Annotated in this window: 12 protein-coding genes and 1 tRNA gene; 1 reads left to right on the forward strand and 12 read right to left on the reverse strand. The window is 38.6% G+C overall.

All coding sequences use genetic code 11. The features are described 5' to 3' along the window. Positions 1 to 247 precede the first annotated feature (247 nt). The 10 genes from ACWATR_RS03005 to ACWATR_RS03050 all read right to left on the reverse strand — a co-directional run bounded on the left by ACWATR_RS03005 (position 248) and on the right by ACWATR_RS03050 (position 21,052). Entirely contained in the window at positions 248 to 1,102 is an 855-nt protein-coding gene (locus ACWATR_RS03005) for a phytanoyl-CoA dioxygenase family protein (protein ID WP_460329394.1), read from the reverse strand. A gap of 405 nt (positions 1,103 to 1,507) precedes the next feature. After that, complete coding sequence (locus tag ACWATR_RS03010) at positions 1,508 to 9,193, reverse strand: non-ribosomal peptide synthetase (RefSeq protein WP_460329396.1); 7,686 nt, start codon at positions 9,191 to 9,193, stop codon at positions 1,508 to 1,510. A 17-nt stretch (positions 9,194 to 9,210) separates the two neighbouring features. After that, the gene (locus tag ACWATR_RS03015) at positions 9,211 to 14,697 is read right to left on the reverse strand and encodes an ATP-binding sensor histidine kinase (RefSeq protein ID WP_460329398.1); all 5,487 of its coding nucleotides are present in this window, start codon (positions 14,695 to 14,697) and stop codon (positions 9,211 to 9,213) included. A gap of 181 nt (positions 14,698 to 14,878) precedes the next feature. Further along, on the reverse strand, positions 14,879 to 15,136 hold the full coding sequence (locus ACWATR_RS03020; protein WP_460329400.1) for a helix-turn-helix domain-containing protein: 258 nt from the start codon (positions 15,134 to 15,136) through the stop codon (positions 14,879 to 14,881). Between the two features lie 688 nt (positions 15,137 to 15,824). After that, positions 15,825 to 16,709: a ribosome biogenesis GTPase YlqF gene (ylqF, locus tag ACWATR_RS03025; protein WP_460329402.1), complete on the reverse strand. Its 885-nt coding sequence runs from the start codon at positions 16,707 to 16,709 to the stop codon at positions 15,825 to 15,827. Between the two features lie 87 nt (positions 16,710 to 16,796). After that, positions 16,797 to 17,186, reverse strand: a complete 390-nt coding sequence (locus ACWATR_RS03030) for a VOC family protein (RefSeq protein ID WP_460329404.1) — start codon at positions 17,184 to 17,186, stop codon at positions 16,797 to 16,799. A 34-nt stretch (positions 17,187 to 17,220) separates the two neighbouring features. Next, entirely contained in the window at positions 17,221 to 18,639 is a 1,419-nt protein-coding gene (locus tag ACWATR_RS03035) for a DUF3370 domain-containing protein (RefSeq protein ID WP_460329406.1), read from the reverse strand. A gap of 209 nt (positions 18,640 to 18,848) precedes the next feature. Continuing rightward, on the reverse strand, positions 18,849 to 19,427 hold the full coding sequence (locus ACWATR_RS03040) for a Uma2 family endonuclease (protein WP_460329408.1): 579 nt from the start codon (positions 19,425 to 19,427) through the stop codon (positions 18,849 to 18,851). Between the two features lie 320 nt (positions 19,428 to 19,747). Further along, positions 19,748 to 19,820, reverse strand: a tRNA-Arg gene (locus ACWATR_RS03045). Between the two features lie 44 nt (positions 19,821 to 19,864). After that, entirely contained in the window at positions 19,865 to 21,052 is a 1,188-nt protein-coding gene (locus ACWATR_RS03050; RefSeq protein WP_460329410.1) for a murein hydrolase activator EnvC family protein, read from the reverse strand. A 324-nt stretch (positions 21,053 to 21,376) separates the two neighbouring features. Here ACWATR_RS03050 and ACWATR_RS03055 point away from each other — a divergent pair, with 324 nt between their 5' ends. Then, the gene (locus ACWATR_RS03055) at positions 21,377 to 21,664 is read left to right on the forward strand and encodes a hypothetical protein (protein ID WP_069067825.1); all 288 of its coding nucleotides are present in this window, start codon (positions 21,377 to 21,379) and stop codon (positions 21,662 to 21,664) included. 104 nt (positions 21,665 to 21,768) lie between these two features. Here the strand turns inward: ACWATR_RS03055 and trmFO are convergent, their stop codons facing one another. Then, positions 21,769 to 23,085: an FADH(2)-oxidizing methylenetetrahydrofolate--tRNA-(uracil(54)-C(5))-methyltransferase TrmFO gene (trmFO, locus tag ACWATR_RS03060; protein ID WP_460329413.1), complete on the reverse strand. Its 1,317-nt coding sequence runs from the start codon at positions 23,083 to 23,085 to the stop codon at positions 21,769 to 21,771. Between the two features lie 499 nt (positions 23,086 to 23,584). Continuing rightward, positions 23,585 to 25,504: a tetratricopeptide repeat protein gene (locus ACWATR_RS03065; RefSeq protein WP_460329415.1), complete on the reverse strand. Its 1,920-nt coding sequence runs from the start codon at positions 25,502 to 25,504 to the stop codon at positions 23,585 to 23,587. Positions 25,505 to 25,674: the final 170 nt, after the last annotated feature.

Genomic DNA, 25,674 nt, shown 5'->3' on the forward strand with positions numbered 1-25,674 from the left:
TTACATTGAATGAGGCAATTTTGCTGGAGGTTCAGTTCAGAGTGTTTGATCCCTTGGTGAAGAGGAGCCACCAAATTTGCAATTTTGTCAGCCAGACCAGCACGGTGAGTTCTCCTGCCTTTCTTGATAAAACCCTCAGAAAGGGAGCACATCTATCATTGGTATCAACTTAAGCCAAAACCCAGCTATTATCTAAGATTGATTGTGATTTGAGCAGAAAGGCTGTATAAGTTTTACCCTATCTATTTTAAAGCTTGATGCGAGAAAACTGCGATAACGCATTAGGCGCGAGAGGAGTGACTGGTCGATAATCTTTACTCACAAGAAAATCTGGTCGGGGATTTTGAACTGGTAAGGGAATATTTTCAATACTATTATAAGTAATAATCACAGTAGAACGCCCAAACGGAGAGATATTATTTGATGAAGCATGTACAATATTGCTATCAAAAAATAATACGGAGCCAGCTACAGCTTTTATCAAAGTAATTCCATACTTTGATACTAAATCAACCACTAATTCCTGGCTCAGAGAATACTTCAAATTAGCACTAAAACTTGATACCCATGCAGGGTTATCACCAGAACTATTAGTATTTGTATTTTTCATTCTAGGATTATCAGCCGTAATATCAATCATCTCTTCTTTGTGGGAACCAGGGATAACAAATAGCGGGCCATTAAACTCATTCATATCATCTAGCAGACACATGGCATTGACTACTTGTGGTTTTGGCATTCCGTCCTCCTTACGCCAGTATATATAGTCTTGATGCCATTTCCAAATATCACCAGTAAATGCTGCCTTAAGATTTACTTTGAATTGATATATATATACTTGATTGCCAACTATTTGCATAGCAGGCTCAACAATGAATGGATGTCGCGTTAGGCAATTGAAAACATCATTGTTACTATGTGAACCGTGAAGTGAACGTATAGTTTTACCATCTTTCTCAAGAATCTTCTTTGGTGAGTTTTCTGTAGATAAAGCAGATAATTCTGCTTTCATAATTTCGACTTCAGTACGAGAAAAGTATTCTGACAACAAAAGAAATCCTTGATTTTTGTAGATTGATAATTGTTCTTCTGTTAAGTACATACTAAACCCTTTGATATATGAACAATTAAAATTTAACTCTTTTAAAATTTAGGGACATTGCGAGGAACACTTAAATGGCTTTAATTATTTTTGATGGGTTAAATTACTCAAATGTTTTCAAATTGTTCATAAATGTTTTAAGCATTAATTAATAATACTTATAAAGCTTGTATTTAATTTTTGAAATATACGTATCAGTATGGCAAGGCTAAAATATTGCAATTGCAAAAAAATGTAGGTTGGGTTAAAGAATGTAGCAAGATTCCCCAAGGTAAACCAACATCGATCTAATTTCTCGATTTGACAGGCCAGTAGGGTGAGTTATACTTTGCTAACACACCCTACATGTATTTAAAAAATCAAATATTATTTCTAAATAGCTAAATTCCTCAAAAAATTTGTCTACTATACAAATTCTGTATTTAAAAATCCGCTATTTTGGAAATAAGCTAAATATTTACTGATTAATTCAGTATCCATTGATGGATTGTAGATGGAAGTATCAGCAATTGCTTCAAGGGTATTGCGACAGTCTAAATCAGGAGTGTTTTGATATAGTTGCCATGCAGTCACCCCTTCATGAACTTTTTCAGTTAACATGGGGATGAGAGGAAATAACGAATTTTCTTGAGAGTATCGAGCTTGATTAATTAAATCGTTTGTCCATTCTTCATAAGATACTTTTTTCAGATGGTATCCACAAGTTGATATCAGTTCAAATAATCTAGCTAAATCAATATTTTGCGATGCCAAAGGCACTATATGAAATGCCTTTCCTAAAGATTCTTTCATTGTAGATATTTGAACAATAGCTTTACTGGCATAATCAACAGTAATTAAATCTTGTTTTTGATTGACTAAATCGGGAAAACTCCCTAATTGAATACAACCTTTGATCAATCTAGATATGTAGTCATCTGTATTAGTTACACCAGTATGCGGATGACCCATTAAAAATCCCGATCTAATAACTGTTATGGGGATACCTCTAGATTTCGCAATCCAAACAAGCTTTTCGGCTACCCATTTACTTTGTATATAACCAATATCTTGATAAAGACAAGTTTCACTACGATCAATATCATCATCTTCATAAAGGACATTCAATCGATTAAAACAAGCAATTGTGCTAAAAATAGCAATTGTTGAGATGTAGTGTAGTGGCTTAAGTTGACCATGACATGCCAATCTCAGAACTTCTTGAGTGCCAAGAACATTTGCCGCCTTCATTAGAGAATATGGTTTAGCAAAGCCGACTTCAGCACCACTGTGATAAATAACATCAATCTGCTCTGCTAGCCTCTCAAATTGCTCTGAAGAAAGTCCTAAACGAGGTTCATCTAAATTTCCTGGTATCGCAATAATTCTTGAGCTTTGGTTTACGTCCCATATTAAATATTTTTCTAGGTTTTTCTGCAATCTTCTAAAACCTTCACTTTCATTATCAGCACGCACAAGGCAATATATTTTCGCCTCTGTTTGCTGCAACAATTCATGTAGTAAGAAAGCACCGAGAAAGCCGGTAGCACCTGTTAAGAAAATATGTTTTGGCTGACTGATATCTTTAGCAAGCACTCCTTGGGGATAAATGTTTGAATCGAGTACGGCTTCAGCTTTGAAACTAATAACATTATTGAGAGCAGCATTTCCTTCGTGATGTAATTTCTCAACTATTTGGCACAGTCCTTCTATAGTCTGCTGCTCAAAAATACATCTTACAGGCATCTGTATTTGAAAAGTTTCTCGCACATATATCATTAACTGCGCTGCTAATAGGGAATTACCGCCAAGTTCAAAGAAGTTATCTTGAATACCCAGATTATCAATGCCAAGTATCTTAGTCCAGATACCGACCATTTTTTCTTGAGTAGGAGTACGAGGTGTAATTAATGCTACTTCTAGAATGGGTCTGGATTGATCGGGAGTAGGTAATGTTCGACGATCTAACTTCCCACTGGGTGTTAGTGGTAACTTCTCTAAGCATACAAAAGCTGTAGGTAACATATATTCTGGTAGCTTTTGTTTGAGAAAGTGGCGGAGTTCTGATGTAAGTTGGCTGTTATTCTCAGATTGTTGATTTGGCACTACATAAGCTACCAAACGCTTTTGTCCAGGTACATCTTCCCGATCTATAACAACACTTGTTTTGACAGAGGGATGTTGTGCTAGTAAAATTTCAATCTCTCCTAGCTCGATTCGGAAGCCGCGAATTTTCACCTGATGATCGATACGACTGAGATATTCGATATTGCCATCTGGTAGATAACGTGCTAAGTCACCTGTTTTATAAAGGCGATCGCATTTTGAATTCTCAAAGGGGTTGGGAATAAACCGAGCATCTGTAAGATCCAAGCGGTTGAGATAGCCACGTGCTATACCAATACCACCAATATAGAGTTCTCCAGGCACACCTATAGGAACAGGTTGTAATTGAGAATCCAATAGATACATTTGACTGTTAGCAATCGGTCGTCCAATGGGGGGCAAAATTGACCAATCTGTAGGTGAATTTGTGAGGGTAAAGGCAGTCACTACATGAGTTTCAGAAGGGCCATAGTGGTTGTGGAGAGTACAGTTAGGTAATTGGTGAAATAAATGTGCGATCGCATCTGTAATGCGTAACTGTTCTCCAGCCGTAATCACTTCGCGTAAACTACGGGGTACTATGCCTTCTATCCTTGCCATTTCGGCTAATTGTTGCAAAGCGACATACGGTAGGAACAAGCGCTCAATCCCTTCTCGGTTCAGAAATTGCAGCAGTTGTGTGGGTTCACGCCGCATTGATTCCGAAATCAATACCAATGTCCCGCCTGTAGTTAAGGTGGCAAAGATTTCTTGGAAGGAAACATCAAAGCTAATCGGTGTATATTGCAGTGTTTTGCTGCCAAAGCCAACTGTGGAAGTTTGCGATTGCCAAGTAATTAAGTTGACTAAGGGACGGTGCGGCATCGCTACACCTTTTGGTTTGCCAGTAGAACCGGAAGTGTAGATAACATAAGCTAAATTGTCAGGATGGATATTAATATCCAGATTATCTTGGGCTTGAGTAGCAATATCCTCCCAATCTCTATCCAGACAGACAATACTAGCTTGATGTTCGGGAAGCTGCTCCAATAAACTTTGTTGGGTTAATAGCACTGTTACTTGAGAGTCTGCCAACATTAAGGATAAACGCTGCTGTGGATAGGCGGTATCTAGAGGTACATAAGCTCCACCGACTTTGAGAATCGCTAATAGAGCTACAATCATTTCTAGCGATCGCTCCACATAAATCCCTACTAATACATCCGGCCCGACACCTAAAGTTTGTAAATGACGGGCTAATTGATTGGCTCTGGCATTCAAGTCGTGATAAGTTATTTGCTGTTCTGCAAAAATTGCTGCTACAGAGTCAGGCTCACACTCTACTTGCGCTTCAAATAGTTGGTGAATGCAACTTTGCTCAGGGTAATCTGCTTGAGTTTGATTCCATCCCACTAATAATTGTTGGCGCTCAGTAGTTGTTAATAGGGGTAAATCTGCAACTTTCTGGTCAGGATTAGCAACGATACCTGCAACTAAAGTCTGAAAATTTTCCCCGATGCGAGAGATGGTAGCAGCATCAAATAAATCGGTACTGTACTCAAACCAACCACTAATCCCATCTGGTGTTTCAAATAGTTCTAAGAACAGATCGAACTTGGCTGTGCCATTGTGTTCTAAGCGATGGTTAATGGTCATACCAGAAAGTTCTATCGCTGGTATGGGTACATTTTGCAGAGCAAAGCCGATTTGGAACAGGGGATGACGGCTCAAATCTCGTTGTGGTTCTAGTTCCTCTACCAGTTTTTCAAAGGGTAGGTCTTGATGAGCATAAGCTTCTAAAGTCACTTCTCGCACTTGCTTGAGCAACTGGCGAAAAGTAGGAGAGTCAGAAAAATTACTGCGTAGTATTAAGGTGTTAACAAAAAATCCAATTAAACTCTCAATTTCCTGATAGTGACGGTTAGCAATTACCGAACCTACTAGGATATCTGCGCTACTCGTATAATGGAATAACAATGTTTGGAACGCTGCTAAGAGCGTCATAAATAAAGTAACTCCCTCCTGCTGACTGAAGCGAGTTAGTGTCTCGCTGAGAGATTTGGAAAGGGCTAAAGGTTGACGCGTCCCGCGATAAGTTTGGATTGCTGGTCTGGGGCGATCGCTTGGTAACTGTAAAATGGGTAAATCTGCTAACTGCTGCTTCCAATAGTCTAGTTGCTCTGATAATACTTTTCCTTGCAACCATTGCCGTTGCCAAAGAGCAAAGTCTGCATACTGAATCGGAAGTTCAGCAAGGGGAGAAGGTTGACCATTAACGAAGGCTTGATATAGCAGTCTCAGTTCTCGGAAAAATGTACCGACAGACCAACCATCAAAAACAATATGGTGAATATTCAAAAGCAGTATATATTCTTCTGCACCTAACTGTAAAAGGGTGGTTCGTACTAGCGGCCCGTCATTGAGGTTAAAGGGTCGTTGGCACTCCTCAATTGTTAATCGCTGGATTTCTGTGTCTTTTTGCGAGTCAGACAGCAATCTCAAATCTATTAAATGCAGAGATACAGTTAGGGTAGGAGCAATAATTTGTACTGGCTGCCCATCTAAGAAAGTAAAAGTGGTGCGTAAAACTTCATGGCGGCGAATAATTTCGTTGATGCTCTGTTCTAAGGCACTTAAATTTACTTGACCAACAAGGTGAAAAGTCTGCGGTAAGTTGTATAAAGGATTGCCGGGTAAGAACTGCTCAAGAAACCATAATCGCTGCTGGGCAAAGGAAAGAGGCAAGTTTTGGTTGCGTGTTACAGGTACAATCGCTTGAGTGTGCCATTCCAGATTTTGCTTGAGTTGTGTCTCGATACTTTCCGCCAAGCTGGCAATAGTAGGTGCATCAAATAAACCCCGCAATTGTAAATCTAATTGATAGGTATCTCGTATTCGAGAGATTACCTGAGTTGCTAGCAGTGAGTGTCCCCCAATCTCAAAAAAGTTATCGTAGACACTAATCTGCTCCAATCGCAAAACTTCCACCCAAATTTTTGCTAGTACTTCCTCAATGGTGGTACGAGGTGAGACAAAATCTTGCTCTAAATTCCGTCCAGTGCGATCGGGTGCTGGTAAGGAACGACGATCTACTTTCCCGTTAGCTGTTAGTGGTAATGCATCTAAAATCACAAAACTGGAAGGCATCATATAATCTGGTAACTTCTGTTTGAGAAATTTACGCAGATTACTACTTACTGTGCGTACTTGCTCTGGAATCAAGCCACAGACAACATAACCGACTAAATATTTATTTCCAGGCACATCCTCACGCGCTATGACTACGGCTTCACGCACATCAGGATGCTGCAACAGCATTGCTTCAATTTCCCCCAACTCAATGCGGAAGCCGCGAATCTTCACCTGCTGGTCTATCCGACCCAGGTATTCAATATTCCCATCTGGTAAGTAGCAAGCTAAGTCACCTGTTTTATATAAGCGGTGCGATTTCGCATCAGGATTGAGAATAAAGCGTTCACTAGTCAGATCAGGTCGATTGAGATAACCCCTAGCTAAACTATCGCCACCAATATAAAGCTCTCCTGGAACACCGATAGGAACTGGCTTTAACTCTGCATCAAGGATGTAGATTTGGGTGTTAGCTATGGGACGACCGATAGACGGATAAGTTGGCCAGGAATCAGGATTTTTATCTAACGTCAAAGCTGTGACTACATGGGTTTCTGATGGCCCGTAGTGATTATGAAATGAGCAGTGTGGTAGCGATTTGAATAATTTGACAATGGCTGGGGTGATTTGCAGTTGCTCACCTGTGGTAGTAACTTCTTTTAAACTAGTAAATAATTCCAAGTGAGATACAGCCATTTCTGCCATTTGCTGTAATACGACAACAGGCAGGATAACTTTTTCAATCTCTTGACTCTGAATAAAGCGAGCTAAAGCTGTGGTGTCCCGACGCAAGTTTTCTGAGATGAGAAACAAAGTTCCTCCTGAAGACCAAGTAGCAAACATCTCATGAAAACTAGCATCAAAGCTCAAAGAGGCAAATTGCAGGGTACGAGCACCTGTTAATAGCGAGTTTAGATGCCATTGCAGTAAATTCACTAAAGGACGGTGAGCTAAACAGATGCCTTTCGGTCTGCCTGTAGAACCAGAAGTGTAGATGATATAGGCTAAATTCTCTGGTGTTACTTCACTAGAGGGATTTTCCTGACTGTATTGGCCTATCTTGTCCCAGTCGGTATCTAAACAGATAATCTGCGCTTTGGTTTTGGGAAGTTCTGTTAATAGTTGTTGTTGAGTTAGTAGTATTGATACTTGAGTATCCTCAAGGATAAAGGCTAGGCGTTCCTTGGGATACGCTGAATCCATTGGTACATAAGCCCCACCAGTTTTGAGAACTGCCAAAACTGCGATCGCCATTTCCAGGGTTCTCTCTACACAGATTCCTATGGGCATATCTGGTTTGACACCTAGCGAACGTAGGTAGTGTGCTAACTGGTTCGCGTGCTGATTTAACTCTCGGTAAGTGAGTGAAGACTGTTCATGCTTCTGTGTCTCTTTCAATACTACTGCGATAGCATCTGGCGATCGCTCCACCTGCGCTTCAAACAGTTGATGAACGCATTTATCTAATGCATAATCTCTACTAGTATCATTCCAAGTTTCTCCTAATTCTTTCTGCTCAGTTTCTAGCAATATATTCAGTTGATGAAAATATTCACATCCTTGACTAACTTGATTTGCGATAAAAAGCAATCTCTCCAAAGAATTTATATCTGTAAAATATTTTTGATTATAAAATATTTCTATATCTAAACTATTATTGAAGTCATTAACGACAAGATGAACTTCATTGTCGGCAAAAGAATTGTGGATAGTTAATTTAGAATCGGCTTCAGCAAAAGGAATATTCAGAATACTGAAATTATAAAAATTATAGAAAAATTTTGTTTGTTCATCTTTTAAATAGTTTCTTTGCAAGAGAACCGAAATATTTTGTAAATTATCTAGATTTTTACGATAGTTTTTTATATATAAAATATAATCGATTAGACTTGATTTATTTCCAATATTTCCTTGAGGTATAACAATAGGAACTACTTGGTAAACACAACCTAAAACATTAAGCAATTTTTCGTTTCTTTTGCCAAAAATATCGTAAAGCACAAAATCTGCTGGTGCTTGTAAATATCTACTTAAATAAATGCCATAAACAGCCCTAAAAAATGTAGGCACACTACATTTGTTTAATTGGCAATATTTTCTAATTTGTGCTAGTTCTTTCCCAGTAATTTGGACTTTCCTTGATTTAGCCTTGTTTTCTGTTTCAGTTTTGATATAAGGCGTAACAGGAATAACCTTACCTAAAGTTTCTAGCCAATACTGCTCAATCTCTGAAGTATCAAATCGAGCCACATCATCGTCAATAAAATCATGAAAAGAATAACCCTCAAATTTTTGAGGGTTATTGCCTATTTTTAAATCTTGGTAGATTTTTGCAACTCTTTCAAAGAAAACTTTCCCAGAATAGCCATCAAAAAGGATATGAGGCGCACCTAAAATAGCTGTATAGTTACCCTGTTTATCTTTGACTAAAACATTTTTAAATAGATCACTTTTTTGCAATTCTAACTTTATTTTAATTTTGTTTTCGATAACTTGTTGCAAACTATTGAAAGAACTCTGACTAATTGCTAAATCAATAAATTCAAAATTAACATCAGTATTATGATCTACAAACTGAAAAGGTTCTCCTTTATAAAAAACAAACCTAGTTTTAGTAGCATCATCTTTTTGGCATACTATTTTGATTGCTTGTTCCCAAATAAATCTGTCTAGATTATGTGGCAAATTTACGGAAATTACTAAAGTAAAAATAGTGCTATCTGGATGGAGCAGATTATCCAGATATAAATCTCTTTGTGTCGTTGTCAACCGTGATATTTTCCCAATCCTGGTAGATTCAAAAGACTCATCTAATATGGTTCCTTTTACCAAAGCCATGAATATTTCATCAATTGATATATTCGCAACATTTGGAACTTGATAATTGTTAATCATCATAATTGTTTTGGATTTTTTTACTTGACTAATTTAGAGCTTTTACGATTGACTGAAAGTTCTATTATGAACTCAGTTCCTTTTCCTGGGAATGAGTTACAACTGATTTTACCTCCATGCTTTTCTACAATAATTGTGTAGCTAATAGATAATCCTAAACCAGTACCTTTGCCAATAGGTTTAGTAGTAAAGAAAGGATTAAAAATCTGAGAAAGTATATCTGAACTCATACCGGAAGCATTATCAGCAATGCGAACAGCTATCAGATTTGGCTCTAATAACTCAGTAGTTATTTTGATATAACCTGGATTAAGTTCATCTTTCTCCAATGAACGGTGAGAGTTATACTCTTCCAAAGCATCAATAGCATTAGCTAATAAATTTATAAATACTTGGTTAAGCTGACTTGGATAACAATCTACTAATGGTAAAGAAGCATAATTTTTGATAATTTGAATATTACCATTGACTGACTCAGTTTTGAGTCGATGTTGCAAGATTAGTAAAGTACTATCAATACCTTCATGAATATTTACTGGCTTCATTTCTGCTTCATCCAAACGGGAGAAGTTACGTAAGCTCAGAACTATCTGGCGAATCCGATCAGCTCCAACCTTCATTGAAGACAGCAATTTTGGTAAGTCTTCAAGCAAAAATGGTAAATCTATATCCTCTTGTTCTGCCAGCATTTCAGGAGTCAGATTGGGTGATATTTTTTGATAAGTCTTAATTAGATACAATATATCTTTAATGTATTCACTAGCATGAGAAATGTTGCCATAAATAAAATTAATGGGGTTATTAATCTCATGAGCTATACCAGCAACTAATTGACCTAATCCAGACATTTTTTCTTTTTGAATCATCTGTAATTGTGTCGTTTGTAGCTGTTTTAGTGTAAGTTCTAATTGTTGTGCTTGCTCTTCCAAACACACATTTTTCTCATTTAATTCCTGTGTTCGTTCTTCAACTTTTAGTTCTAGGTTTTTGCTATGATTCTCTAATTCTTGGTTAGCTTGTTGCAGATTATCATTTAGTTTAGATAGATTAGTATACAGCTTGGCATTCTCAATAGAAATAGCTGCTTGAGAGGCCAGAATTTTCAAAACTTCTAAACGTTCAGTAGTAAATGCATTAGTTGTTAAGTTATTTTGCAGATACAAAATTCCGATAAGTTTACTTTGATGAATTATCGGCGTACATAAAACTGACTTACATCGATTCTGAATAATATAAGGATCACTCGTAAATTTTCCTTCAGAGCTAGCATCACCAATAACGACACTTTCTTTAGTTCTCATCACATAGTTGAGTATAGATATTGGTACATATAGACTATTGTCTAAAGACATAGAAGTTTCCAAAAACATCTCATTGTTGTTAACTCCCACAAATGCTTCAATTACCATTTGACCATTTTTCTCTAAAAGGAAACAGCTAGTTTGTGCACCAGCATTTTCCATAACAATTTTCATTAACTTAGCTAGCAATTCATCTAGCATGATTTCACTAGAAATAGCTTGCGAAGCTTTAAAAACTGTAGACAAATCAAAAGATGCCAAATTATTGATCTTACTTGAAGTGGTTCGCAAGCTAGCCTTCAAACTAGATGATTCTTGATTTATCCTCAATGGGCAATAATCGGGGTATTTTGACTCTAAATCACTGACTTTTGCGATCGCTCCCCAACGGATATAAGCATGATAAGATTCTCTCAGATAGAAGATCGCCTGCTGATCTCTACCACGGGAAAAGTAAAATTCTGCTGCTAACTCGCTGGCTAGTGCTTCTTCTTGAAGATATCCCTGTTCTTTGGCCCCTTGAATAGCTAGCTCATAATACTCCATAGCTACAAAGGGTTGTTCTAAAACTCGCGCTTTTTCTGCCGCTACTAAATCATATTTATGCTGATAGTTAGCAGGAGCGTGACCAGCCCATATCTGCATTTTTTCCTGATTGGCATTGATAGCAGCCATATATTCTTGTTGAGTTTTAGCTTCAACATTGGGATATAACTTAATCATGGCTAAAGAATAATAAAAGTTGTGGATGCTAATTGTAATCATCCCCATCACACTGCTGATATATTCTGAAGCTAATTTGGCATTATCAAGTGCCTTAGTATAATCTTTAAACAAGTAAAGAAGAATCATTTTCGCAACATAAGCAGCAAACAAAGAAGTAACATTATTAGTAGCTTGGAGATATGGCAACATTGCTACTTCATTAAAACTATCGCCAACCAAATGACATTTATCTTGTGACATCCCCTGTAAGTTTAATGTCAATTGATGCCAAACTTTAATGTAGTTTATTGGGAAATCTAGTTTAAACTTTTGTAGTAAACTAATATATGATGCTTGCTGCTGAACTACTGATTCGAGTTGTTCTCCTCTAAAAAATATATGGCCGCAATAGTGGATAGAGCAATAACCAGCGTATTCTAAATCTCCAATTTCTAACGCGTTCTGAATTCCTTCCTGTAAAGGAGCAATACTTTTGCTAACATGCTCTTTCCAATGAAAAGTAAAACCATAAAATGGCGCGTATACTTTACTTTTAAGTTCCTTGGCTTGAAACTGTTCTAATATCTGCCAAGCTATTTGACCAGAGCGATATCCAGCATCAATATTTTCTATATGGCTACACAACACCATGCCATAACAAGAATATCCAGCAGCAGCCAAAGGCGAATGACCGTGTTCAATACAGAGATTAACTACAGTCAAGATGATCTGAGGAAAAGTTTTCCCTGTTGGGTCAGTAATGAAAGCAGCACCACCCACAGTAACAAGGATTTTTAAAGCCGCAAGTATGTAAGGATCTTTGACAACTGGAAAATTTTCTAAATCTTGAAGCTGAGGTAAGTTAGCTATAGTACTTTGCTTATTTGGCGTTGCTGAGAGAGAAATACCCAACTTTGCGATCGCTTCTAGTCCAGTATCAATGGCTTTAAGCATCTGATTTTGAGCCATATAAAACTGGATTTGTAATTGATAAGCCTTGACTTGATCGAGCAGATTATTAGCTTTTTCTAGAATAATTTCAGTTAGGATAGCTGCTCGTGTAAAATTAGTATTTAAGTACTCTAATTCTACGCTTTCTAGATGAAGTGTTAGTATCAAGTCATAGTTGTTTTCCCAACTCGATGGTGTCAGTAATTCTAGTCCACCTGTTGAATAGCTAAGAGCAGCTTCATAAGCTGATGATGCTTTTGCTTTTTGGCTAGCTATCAGATTTAATTTAGCTATCTGGTCTTTTTGAGATTGATCGCAAATAAATTCAGTACCAAAATTTAAGTGGTTAACAATATTAAAAATATTTTCTTCAATTTCCTCAATTTGGCAAGATTCTAGTATTAATTGCCCAATTTTGAGGTGAGTTTGTTTTCTGTGCGATTCTGGAATCAGGGAATAAGCTGCTTGCTGGATGCGGTCGTGGAAAAACTTATATGAAACTTTTAATTCTTGAGATTCTAAAGATATAGATATGTCTTTGTCAAAAAACAATGGAGCTTTATAGTTATCGCTCAAGGGCAGAATTAGGCTGGCTTGAAGTGCTTCCCATAATTCAGAAGCGGTTTCTGACTGAGATTTTTCATTTACAATTGCTAGAATATCTATGTTAAACCGATTGCCAACACAAGCAGCTAATTTTAATACCTGTTGTGTCTCTTGGGGCAATTTTTTAATATTTCTGACAATTAATTCTAAGGCATCATAATCTGTAATCCCAATGGTCTGAATTTGATTTATTTCCCACTGCCATGTTCCACTATTAAAGTCAAAATTTAATAGCTTTTCTTGGTGCATAGTTTGGAACAACTGAGTTAAGAAAAAAGGATTTCCTTGAGTTTGATTAAAAAGAAGTTCAGCTAGTAGTTTTGTTTTTTCTGTTGCAGTATGAAGTGTATCGACTATTAATTCATGCACATCACTAATATTTAAAGGCTTGAGTGTAATATTATTTACAATCGCTCCTGATTTTTGGATTTCATTCAAGGTTTGATTCAAATGATGAGTTGATATGACTTCGTTATCTCGATAAGCCCCAATCATCAAAAAATATTGGCTATCATCAAGCATCAACATCTGAATCAATTTTAGAGATGCTAAATCTGCCCATTGTAAATCATCGAAAAATAGAACAAGTGGGCGTTCTTTTTGAGTAAATACTTGAATAAACTTTTGAAACGCTCGATTAAAACGGTTTTGGGATTCAATTGCTCCTAATTGTGGCACAGGTGGCTGTTGACCTACAATTTTTTCAATCTCAGGAATAACATCAATAATAACTTGACCAATTTCACCGAATGCTTCTAAAAGTCGCTGTTTCAAAACAATTATTTTTTCAGAGCTTTCTGTTAATAACTGTTGGGTCAATTCTTGAAATGATTCAATTAGAGCCGTATAAGGAATATTTCGCTTAAGTTGATCAAATTTACCAGAAATAAAATATCCCTGTTGTTGAAGAATAGGCTTATGAATTTCATTAACTAAGCAAGATTTACCAATTCCTGCATAACCTGAAACTAAGATCATCTCACTTCTACCAACACTTACTCGCTCAAAAGCTGACATAAGAGATTCTACTTCTGGCTCACGTCCATAAAGCTTTTGAGGAATTGCAAATTGGCTAAATTTATCTAACTTTCCAGGAATAAAGTTTTCGATTTTACCATTATTTAACAACTGCGTGAAACAAATCTCTAAATCTGCTTTTAACCCTAAGCCACTTTGATATCTTTCTTCAGCAGTTTTAAATAATAGTTTCATTATGATATTAGATACAGCCTCCGGAATTTTTCGATTTATCTCATGAGGAGGTATCGGCTGTTTGGCAATATGAGAGTGAATTATTTCTAAGGGATCAGTGCAATTAAATGGCAATTTGCCAGTCAGTATCTCATAAAAAGTTACGCCTAAAGAGTAAAAGTCTGTGCGGTAATCAATCGACCTATTCATGCGACCTGTTTGCTCTGGAGACATATAAGCAAGTGTTCCTTTAAGCAAATTAGGATTGCCAATCATTGCATTTTCTTTTGACAAGCGTGAGGCAATACTAAAATCACTAATTTTCACCTGCATTGATTTAGGGTTAATAATTATATTCTGTGGTTTAATATCTTTATGAATAATATGTTGTTCATGCAAATCTATAATAATATCCGTAAGCTGAATAGCTAGTTTTAAGCAATCTATGATATTAATTTTATTATTAGTAACAAATTGTTTGAGGTTTTGTCCTCCAATATCTTCCAGAACTAAAGCAATACTATCTTGATAATTTTCTAGCCTATAAGCTTTAATAACCCCTGGTAAATCTAATGATTTAGCAATTTCATATTCATGTTTAAAATCTGTTACACATTCAAGATTAGCGTAGTCACTTTTAAGTATTTTAAGGATAACCATTCTTTCATTAGTAAGCTCCTGTGCCCGATAAACAACAGTATCTAGACCATCCGAAATTTTTTCTATAATTTTATATTCTGAATTAGCAATCATTTTTTGTCTCCAACTACTTTTTACAAAGCTATTAATTTTGCTGGCATGTTACATATTTAAGCTAAGAAATTGTCTATTTAAATTAAATAGGTAAATAAAATTGCTAGATTATTTTAGATACAAGTCTTTTAAATTAACAAGTTTTTATAATATCAATATAAATCTAGGATATTTTTTTACTTTAAAATTTCTTTGGTAAATATGTTGCTAATAACTCTTCTCTCTGTGTACCTATCTTTGCTAACATCTCTTCAATTCTGTGCATAGCTAGGCGCGATGGCTTGGAATGTCCATTTTCCCAACGATTAACTGTGGAATAAGTAACACCTAATGATGTTGCAAACTCTTCTTGTGTCAAACCAACGATTGTGCGAAGTTTAAAAATTAGCTTGCCAACTTCTGGTTGTTGGATTATTACTAAAGAGTTTTTAATCATCATCTAACTTAAAACACCATTTAATGTAGCAAGTGATATATGTTTTGTTATATGCTACTGGTGCTAAGGGTTAGTTGTAACCCGCTAATATACTATTTCTTTTGAAAGATAATCCACAAGCTTCTATGTAATTACTACAATAGGTATTAAGGTAATTTCTAGTGTTGCTGTCTCAAAAAAGGGCCAATAGTAATCTGCTTTTTACTACGCCGATTCATTAAGTCTCGTCGAGTTGACTCTATTCCTTAACCTTCTTTTACATTAGGAATATTAGCTCTAGGTGTCTTGCGTACAAGCAAAACAATTTTACGCAAATACGAACAGAAATCGACACGAAAGTAGAAATGTCTGTTTGATTGTGACTAGGCTGTTATTGGAGTGTGTAGGTGCAGCCTGTTGTAGACATGATATTACCCTGATAATTGCTAACTTCTTCTGAGCCAACAGCAGATGAGGGTTCCTTTAGTAAAGACTATTTTTATTTTCGTACTGACTTTGGCGGCGTGGGCGAGTGCGCCAAAGTATTCCTCACTTTTTGTAACGCAACCACACCCGTAAAATTTGCAGAATTCGCTGTTTTTCTTTTTTGCTCAGGGTGTTGTAAAGACGATAGGTTCGCTCACGTTCACCCCATGTGTGAGAGGTTTAGTAAAACGCTTCAAAAACGGGCTGAAAATGCTTGTAACCTAACCTAATTGGGTGGTACTTCCAAACTAATTTCACCCAACAACCCCTTGCGAAAATCTGTTAAAAGTTGCCTTGCAGCTCGCTCTATATCACCTTTGTAACGATGCTCTGCTAAGGCGTGCAAATAGATATCTCCGGTGTCTGATATCGCCGAATCGAGTTGGTAACGGGACTGTAATGGTTTTTTTGGTAATAAATCTGCGGCTACAGCTTCCAAATAGTTTAGTAAATCCACTAGGGCTGCTGCTACTAGCTGATTATCGTAGGATGCTTCACCGATATCATCACAAATAGCTAATTTTAATGCTGCATCTTGATTTTCTAATCTTACAGGAATGACACCAGGAGCATCTAGCAATTCCAAATGTTCGGAAATTCGCACCCAGCGGAGTTGGCGGGTTACCCCAGGACGAGCTGCACTTTCCACAACTCGCTTTCCCAACAGACGGTTAATCAAAGCTGATTTACCAACATTGGGAAAACCAATCACTACAGCCCGCACTGGACGGGGTAACATTCCGCGATCGCTTCTTCTTTGATTTAGCTCTACCCCAGCGGCTTGCGCTGCCCGCGCTACTTCTGCTATACCTTTACCATGTTGAGCGTTGGTAAAATAAGGGACTTCCCCCTGACGTTTAAACCAATCTATCCACAGCGATCGCATTTGCGGCGTAATCATATCTACTCGGTTCAGTATCAATACCCGTGTCTTACCCTCCACCCACTCAGCCATTTGGGGATGGTGAGTCGCTAACGGAATCCGGGCGTCTCGTACCTCAAACACCACATCTACGCGCTTCAGCTGTTCTTTGAGTTTCTTTTCAGCTTTAGCAATGTGACCTGGATACCATTGAATCAGGTTTAATCTATAGTTTTGAGTTATAGCCATTTGTCCTTTGTCCTTTGTTATTTGTTATTTGTTATTTGTCCTTTGTCCTTTGTCCTTTGTCCTTTGCAAATGACCAATGACAAATGACTAATGACTCCCTCTAGCAGCTTGATGTAAAATCAGACGATTGCCATCAGGGTCATAGGCATAAATTTCTCTGCCGTGGGAAGCAATGGAAATGTCTCCTGGTGGAGGATAGCCCAAAGCAGTTAGGTGAGCGATCGCATCTTCTAAATTACTTACCTCTAAACACAAACTTATCTTACTTTTGGCATTAGACATCGTTTCAAATTCAGATTCGTTTGTGTTCTTTGGTTTAAAAATACCTAATCGCATACTAACCAAATTAAATTCAGCATAGACATTCGGAATCAAAGGAACTGGCTTTTGCTCTAGCAATTTAGTATAGAAATTTACTAAGTTATCGCAATTAACCGATGCTATGGCGATAAATGCGTTAGTGTACTGAAAAACCATATAAGCCTTAAGTTATTTGATTTTTTTGAGACTCTCACTTTTCTAAAGTTCTTACACTCAGCACTTGCGGTGGTGTCGAATCTGGTGGATAAATCACATCTACCTGTACTATTCGCTGAGTCGAAGGTGGAAGTACAAGCTGCACTAATGGTTCTAACACCTGACCAGTTCTGTGCCATAGATGTATGTAGCGCGTCTTTTGTTGACCTTGGTCATCAAAGTAGCGTAGCCGGACTGTACCACGGAAGAAAGGAAAATCTAGCGATGGTTTGCGGAAACGCAGACCCCCTTGGGATAATTTATCTTCCTTTAAAGGTGTTTCTAAAGTAACAGTCACGGTCTGGTTTTGGTTGGTATCGTTGCTTAAGGGTAAGGTGAGTTTATATTCCACCCCATAATTACCATGTGCTTCATAAGCCGTATCTGGATAACGTACCAGCATTTTGGCCGTTTGGATTTGTTGAGTGCCCAATCGTCCACTGAGCAATGTGTCTAAAGCATAAGAAATAGCTTTGCCACGCTGGGGAATAGTCAGATTTTTGCTTTGGGGATTATCCACCAACTTTGCTTTCCACTGAGAACCACTAGATACACCAGCTACACGCCCATAAATCAGTGCGCCACTGGTAGCATTTAGAGGAGTAGGGGTTTTATCTCTTGGCCCAGCAAAGTTCCCAGTATTTAGTAAAGCTTGCCATTCTGCAAGAGTGGGTGGGCGGTCTGTATTATCAGAATTTTTCTTAGCGAACATTGCTAAACTTGCCCCATAAACTTGATCGCTACTACGCAACCGCATAAAGCTAGAGCGACCATTCACTGGCTTTTCTAGATTGCGTACAGGAATCGGATGATTTAATAACATCCGGCTTTGCCCTGGGGGAATTATCAGCTTTGCGGGAAAATCTGTTTGTCGAACACCTCGGAGTACATCACTAACAGCACGAGCGCCTGGGCCTGAGTAAGTCTTACCATCGTTATTTTCTATGTAGGGGGGTAAGGTGACAAAGGGTGCATCCTGCATTAAATAACTTGCGGCTTGCAATACATCTACTGTTACAGGTTTTTTACCAGGGTTATTTACGATTACGCCCAAATATAGCGTTTGTAAATCCTTGGGAGTGTGGGTGTAATGGTGGGCAAATAAGTCAAAGCGTCCCTGAAAGGGAAAATTGAGGTGCGCTGCTGGAACTTTTTTACCGTTTGGAGGAAAGGTAGAAAGTAAAATACCCTCAGTTTTAATCCATTCTGGGCTATTGCTGTTAAAAACGGGTATTGTATCTAACTTGCCTGGTAAAGGTCGAACTTCTCCTGGTTGCACAATTATTTGGGGTGCTGGCTTCGGTGAAGTTTGAGCGATCGCTGAATTATCTTTTTGAGTTGTGCATCCAAAGGTTTGAGTTATGGCAAGTCCTAATAGAAGTGTAAATACAGGTGATGGGAATTTAACCAGCATAAATTTGAGCGTCAAGAAAGCTGTGGTATCAAAGATCAGAAGTTATTACTACAAGTTCCTGGACGGGGATTTCTGAGAATGCGTAGGCATCGCTATTAAATTGTAAGTATAGTTCCAGTAGCCCACATTAACAGGGCTTTTGATGTTTAAAGGGAGTGTCGATGGTTTAAGCGAATTTTAGTAGAAATAAAATCAAGATAATCAGTCATCTATGCAAAAATCTGCTGTAAATTTAAAACAAAACCAGGAAGAACATCTTCACCCGATAAAGTTGTGGGAGATTGTAAAACTTCTGGTGCAAGATTTGGGCGATAAATTATTACTTGTTTATCTTTAGGATTAATTAACCAACCCAGTTGCAAGCCATTTGCTAAATATTCCTCCATTTTAGATTTAGTATCTTCCACATCATCAGTTTCAGAAACCAATTCCACTGCAAAATCAGGACACAAAGGGAGAAATTTCTTTCTTTGTTCTGGGGTAAGAGCATCCCATCTTTCTATCCTTATCCAAGAAGCATCAGGGGAACGAGTTGCCCCATTTGGCAATTTAAACCCAGTAGAAGAATCAAAAGCTTTTCCGAGCTTATTTTGTCTGTTCCAAACTCCTAAATCAAGATACAGTTCAAAATTACGGTTTCCCGTTTCTCCCCCAGTCGGTGACATGATAATTAATTCCCCTTCAGCAGTTAACTCTAGTCGTAATTCTTTATTCACAGCGACAATCTGTGCAAATTCCTCATCAGTAAATTGCAGATTAGAAGGTAATTGCAAGGTTAAAGCAGTCATAATTAATTGCGCTCCACAAAAATCCTAGTTGCATCAAACCCATGTCCTGCTAATAGGGAAGATTTAGCCTCTACCTCTACTTTAGGAATTCCCCCCAACAAATGCCCCATTGTTTTATTTTTTAAAAAAGCTTGGGGTAGTTATAGGGGTGAGAGACTGAATGAGAAAAGAAGATATGTAGTGTTATATCACTCACCACATAGACACACTAATTTTTGTGTTCCAGACTATCGGTTAGCATTCTGTCTCATAGGGTAAATTGGTTTTATCCTATGAGAGAAAATGACCTCTCGATTTTGTGCTTAGTCTTCTAAAGGTAACGAGCGCGGAGGGATTTGAACCCCCGACCCACAGAACCGGAATCTGTTGCTCTATCCACTGAGCTACGCGCCCTTAATCTTCCATATTATAGCACGTCTGTGATAGGATTTGCAGCTTTAAAGATAATTAGTCGGGTCTACAGGTGTACCATTGCGACGCACTTCAAAGTGGAGGTGGGGGCCAGTCGATAAACCTGTGGAACCAACAGCTGCGATCGCTTGTCCGCGTTCAACTGCTTGTCCGTCAGCAACATATAATTCACTGCTATGTCCGTACAGTGTTGTAATGCCATTGCCGTGATCGATAATTACCGCTTTGCCATAACCACCATACCACCCAGCAAAAATTACTGTTCCCGAATCGGCTGCTCGAATTGTACTGCCATAGCTAGCGGCAAAATCTAAGCCGGCGTGAAAACGACGATAGCCGAGAACAGGGTGCATCCGCCAGCCAAAGGGACTGCTAGTAGAAGCATTGCTAGGATATGCCATGACACCAGTTCCGCGAATGATCACACTTGTCCGGCTGTTGGTTTTTGCTTGGGCTTCTGCTACTTTTTGTTGAATCAAGACTTCCAGATTTTTGGATTCCCTCTCTAGCTGATTTTGTGCGGCTTCCAAGGCTAGGCGATCGCTATTGAGGCGTTGAATCAATTCTGATTGCGATTGCGCCTGGGTTTGATAATCGGATTTTTGTGCTAAAAGTTGCTCACGAATTAAAGCAATTTCGTTTTTTTGCTGTTCTACGTCTGTTTTTTGTTGATTGATCAGGTTTGCTTGGGTGTTGAGTTTTACCAAAATTTTCTGATCTGCCTGAAACACTAACTTCAACTGATGACGACGGCTGATAAAGTCGCTGATATTTTGACTTTGCAACAAAACCGCCCATCCAGCAGATGCAGGCGATCGCTGGAGATAACGCAATCGTGCTACTGTTGCTATTTGCTGCTCCTGATAGGAACGTTCCGCCACAGCTAAATCAGTTTCCAATTGCTGGAGGCGTTGGGTAGCGAGTTGTAATCGTGATTCACTCTCTTGAAGATAGCTATCTGTAGTTTGCAGATTTTGCTTTAAACCAGTGAGGTGTTTTTGGGCCTCTTGTTGGAGATTAGTTAAGCGATCGCGCTCGTTAACCACACTCTGCTGCTGCTGGTTCATTTGTTGCTGCTGTTGTCGCAGAGTATCAATAGACCCTGTAGACGTTGCGTGGGCTGGAATTAGTGCCAAACAAATCCACAAAATGCAGCAAAATGCAATAGAAAAACAACAATAAATCTGCTTTTTTCCTAGAAATCGCCCTCTCATAGTGCGAACCTAATCAAAACGATACTTTCAAACACTATGAGGATTATTCCCAAAATCTAATTCACCCACGCCAACACATTATTAAATTGGTCTGCCAAGTTGTAACACAAGGGTTCCAGCTATGTCAGCATTAAGCAGGTATGTCAAACCAATTAAAAATTAAAAATATAAAATTAAAAATTGCAAGACGCTTGCGGACTCGCTAACGCTGCGCTATCAGTAGGGGCTTGTACTCAGAATTAATTAATTAAAAATTATTATTTCTTTCAATTTTTAATTTTTAATCTTTAATTTTTAATTAAAACTGGTCAGCGGGTGAGGTGTATGAACGCACGTATAGCAATTCTCTTAATTACCTTGGTTTTTCCAGGTTTGGCGGTGGTGGGAGTATCGTTGTATTGGTTTAATCTCGATTATGCAGCACTGATCAAAGCTGAAAATAATGTGGAAAACCTGGTAGAGGTCGGAAAAGTCAATGATAGACAGTTAGAGTATGCCTATCATCGCACTTACATTCATCGCATCAACGTATTTGCCGATGGTACCTGGGGATTACTGGGAGGTGTAATTACGGCGCTAGGTATACATGGATTAGTCACTATTAAAAAATAGATAGAGGTGGGGAAATGGGGGCAGCGGGAGCAGGGGAAAAGGTTAAAGGTTAAAGGGAAAAGGAATAAATTTAATCTTTCCCCTTACCCCATGCCCAATGCCCATTAATTACAATTAGCTTTCCAGGTTGCCAAATCAGCTAAAGAGCGATCGCGGTAACGTCCATAACGCTCTGGTTTACTTTTGATTTTCATTCCTAAATCGGGGAAAATCCCAAAGTTGGGTGGCATTGGTTGGAAATGCTTCGGCGAAGCGGAACTAATAAATTCCAATAACGCACCCATCATTGTTGTTGGTGGTAAAACCAAAGCTTCTTTACCCAAAGCTAATCTTGCTGCATTAATTCCCGCCAAGCAGCCACCCGCAGCCGCAGCGGTATAACCTTCAGTACCAATCAACTGTCCAGCGGCTAATAATGTGGGACGCTCTTTAAATTGCAGGGTAGGATGCATTAATTGGGGAGCATTAATAAAAGTGTTGCGGTGCATCACTCCCAGCCGCACAAACTCCGCCTTTTCCAAACTGGGAATTAACTGAAATATACGCTTTTGTTCACCCCAACGCAGGTTAGTTTGGAATCCTACCATGTTCCACAGTTGACCAGCTTTATCTTCTTGTCGCAACTGCACCACAGCATAAGGACGTTCCCCTGTGCGAGTATCTGACAATCCGACTGGCTTGAGGGGGCCGTAGCGCATGGTATCTTCCCCCCGGTGTGCTAGTTCTTCTATGGGTAAACAAGCTTCAAAAAATTTCGCTGTTTCCCGTTCAAAACCCTTGAGTTCTGTTTGTTCAGCTTTACAGAGTTCTTCGCGGAAGTGCAAGTACTGCTCTTTATTCATTGGGCAGTTGAGATAAGCAGCTTCACCTTTGTCATAACGTGATGCCATAAAAGCAATGTCACGATTAATCGATTCTCCCACGATAATCGGACTAGCTGCATCGAAAAAGCTGAGGTATTCCATCCCTGTAAAGCGCTGCAAATCTTCTGCTAAATCAGGACTAGTTAAAGGCCCGGTTGCCAAAACCACAATCCCTTCAGGAATTGCAGACACTTCACCCCGACGGAATTCAACTAAAGGATGATTTGCTAAAGTTTCAGTTAAATCTTGGCCAAATTGTCCTCTGTCTACAGCTAGCGCCCCACCCGCAGGAACGGCGTGTTCATCAGCTTTTGAGATGACAATCGAACCGAGTTGGCGTAACTCTTCGTGCAATAATCCCGCCGCGCGATCGCTTGCCATTGCCCCAAAGGAATTACTACAGACTAATTCTGCCAAATGTTCTGTATGATGAGCCGGACTAAATCGCTTTGGACGCATTTCATGCAAAATTACTGGCACTCCAGCTTGGGCTATTTGCCAAGCTGCTTCTGTCCCAGCTAGTCCACCTCCAATTACTTGTATCGGTTGTGTTTCCATAGTTAAATTTTTAATTCCCATATCATCATAAGTATCTACCGGCATCAGCGCTAGGACGCATCAACAAGTAGGGCGTTTTAGACATAACCAGTAGCGACAGCATAACGCACCATCAACAGCAGCAATTACAAATTATCTGTGTCAATTCCCTTTTCAGCGTTGCTGAATCAAGGGATGATTCTTGTAGGGTGGGCCGAAAAGCCACTGGTGTCAACTTCAGCCAAAAATAGCGTACTGATTGGGTGTTGTTCACTGGCGGACGTGCGGTTTCGCGTTAAGTTGACACCAATGGCTTTTCGGCCCATCCCACAAAACTAGCAAAATCATCCCGCAAATATGCAACGCCCCCTTTTCTTTGAGTTTAGCTAACAATTCTTGATAGCGTCTTGTTCCCGTAACTGGTCAATTTCTACAGTGGTCATCTTGATTAACTCTAATTACTATAATTTTTCTCTTTTGCAAATAATATTTCTGACTTTTGAACAAGTTGGTAATTTGATTATTTCTCAAGTTGTATAATGCGTTTTAGAGCAGATTCATAGTCACGTTCTTTTCCTTGTTGTTTATACAAATTGGCAGATTTACGAAAATATTCAATTGCTGCTTGCTTATCTCCTAAAGTGGAGTGAGCTAAACCCAGGTTATAGTAAGCATTTGCATAGTTAGGATCATTTTTGATGGCTTGGTTGTAATCTTCAATTGCTACTTGCTTATCTCCTAATTCATAGTAAATTACACCCCGGTTGTAGTAAGCTAGTGCATAGTTGGGATTAATTTTAATGGCTTGGTTATAATCTTCAATTGCTGCTTGCTTATCTCCTAAATCATCGTGAGCTACACCCCGATTGTAGTAAGCTAGTGCATAGTTGGGATTAATTTTAATGGCTTGGTTGTAATCTTCAATTGCTGCTTGCTTATCTCCTAAAGCAGAGCGAGTTACACCCCGGTTAATGTAAGCTAGTGTATAGTTAGGATTATTTCTGATGGCTTGGTTGTAATCTTCAATTGCTGCTTGCTTATCTCCTAAATCATCGTGAGCTATACCTCTATTGTAGTAAGCATTTGCATAGTTGGGATTAATTTTGATGGCTTGGTTGTAATCTTCAATTGCTGCTTGTTTATCCCCTAAAGCAGAGCGAGCTACACCCAGATTGTAATAAGCTAGTGCATAGTTAGGATTAATTTTAATGGCTTGATTGTAATCTTCAATTGCTGCTTGCTTATCTCCTAAATCATCGTGAGCTAAACCCCGATTTATATAAGCATCTACATAGTTGGGATTAATTTTGATGGCTTGATTGTAGTCTTCAATTGCACCGCGAAAATCTTTGTTGTTGTATTTTTCTAATCCTTCTTTATAGTAAGTAACAGCACTTTTCTGTTCTATTTTTATTGGATTTGTCAGCCCTAGCAAATAAACAGTACCACCACCCATCAATACAATTAATGGAATAACAAAAAGATATATTGGAATAGAATTTTTTTGGCGGGGTGATGGAGTAATTGGAGGTGTAAGAGGCTGAGTTACTGGTATTGGCTGTGAATTTAACGCTTGTAAAACTTCCGCCGCCGACTGATAACGCTGCTGGTATTCTTCTTTCAACAACTTATCCAGGATTCGCCCTAATTCTTGACTGACTGGTTGCTGCAAATATTGTCGCCAATTAGTAACCCAACCATAACCTTGTCGTTGCCAAAGTTCCCAAGGGTGAATTCCACTCAACAGGTGAAAGCAAGTTGCACCAACACTATATAAATCACTGGCTGGGTAAGCTTCACCTCCTTGCATTTGTTCCAGTGGCGCATAACCAAAGGAACCAATGGTTGTTCCTATTTGCGTTATCACTGTTGCTGTCAGTTGCTTGGATGCACCCAAGTCAATTAGTACCAACTTGCCATCACTGCGACGAATAATATTCTCTGGCTTGATATCGCGGTGAATAACTTTGTGGTGATGAACTGTTTTGAGAATATCTAACAAATCGAGCAATAATTCTCTGATTTTTTCCTCGTTGAAAATTCCCTGCTGTTGTAATTCAGCCAATAAATTTTGCCCATCGATAAATTGCTGCACTAAATACAGACGATTCTCTTGCTCAAAATACGCCAATAGTGTGGGAATTTGCGGATGTTCGCCTAATTGTTCGAGTCGCCTTGCTTCTTGTTCAAATAATTCTGTGGCTTTTTGCAGTGCGCCAGTTCCTTGCACTTGTGGGGCAAATTGTTTAATGACACATTTTTGATTCAATTTGTCTATATCTTCTGCCAAATAAGTTTTACCAAATCCCCCAGCACCTAATGATTTAATCGGGCGATAGCGGTTTCTCAGCACTACCAATCCTGTACCGCAGTTGAAGCAAAACATTGTGCGATCGCTATTGGGCGGATTGTGGCAATCTGAATTAAGGCAGCAGATCATAACTGTGCTTTTATTGGCAAATGTAATTATTATCGCCTAACTACAAGCTATTCCTTAGAGAAATCGCAAAATAGTAGAATTCCCAAAGTTAAATAACTGTGTAACATTCCTTTATAAAATTTAAACTGATTGCGGCGATGCTTAGTACCGCAAGGCGGAATTAAAAATTA

Source organism: Nostoc sp. UIC 10890, assembly GCF_054786515.1.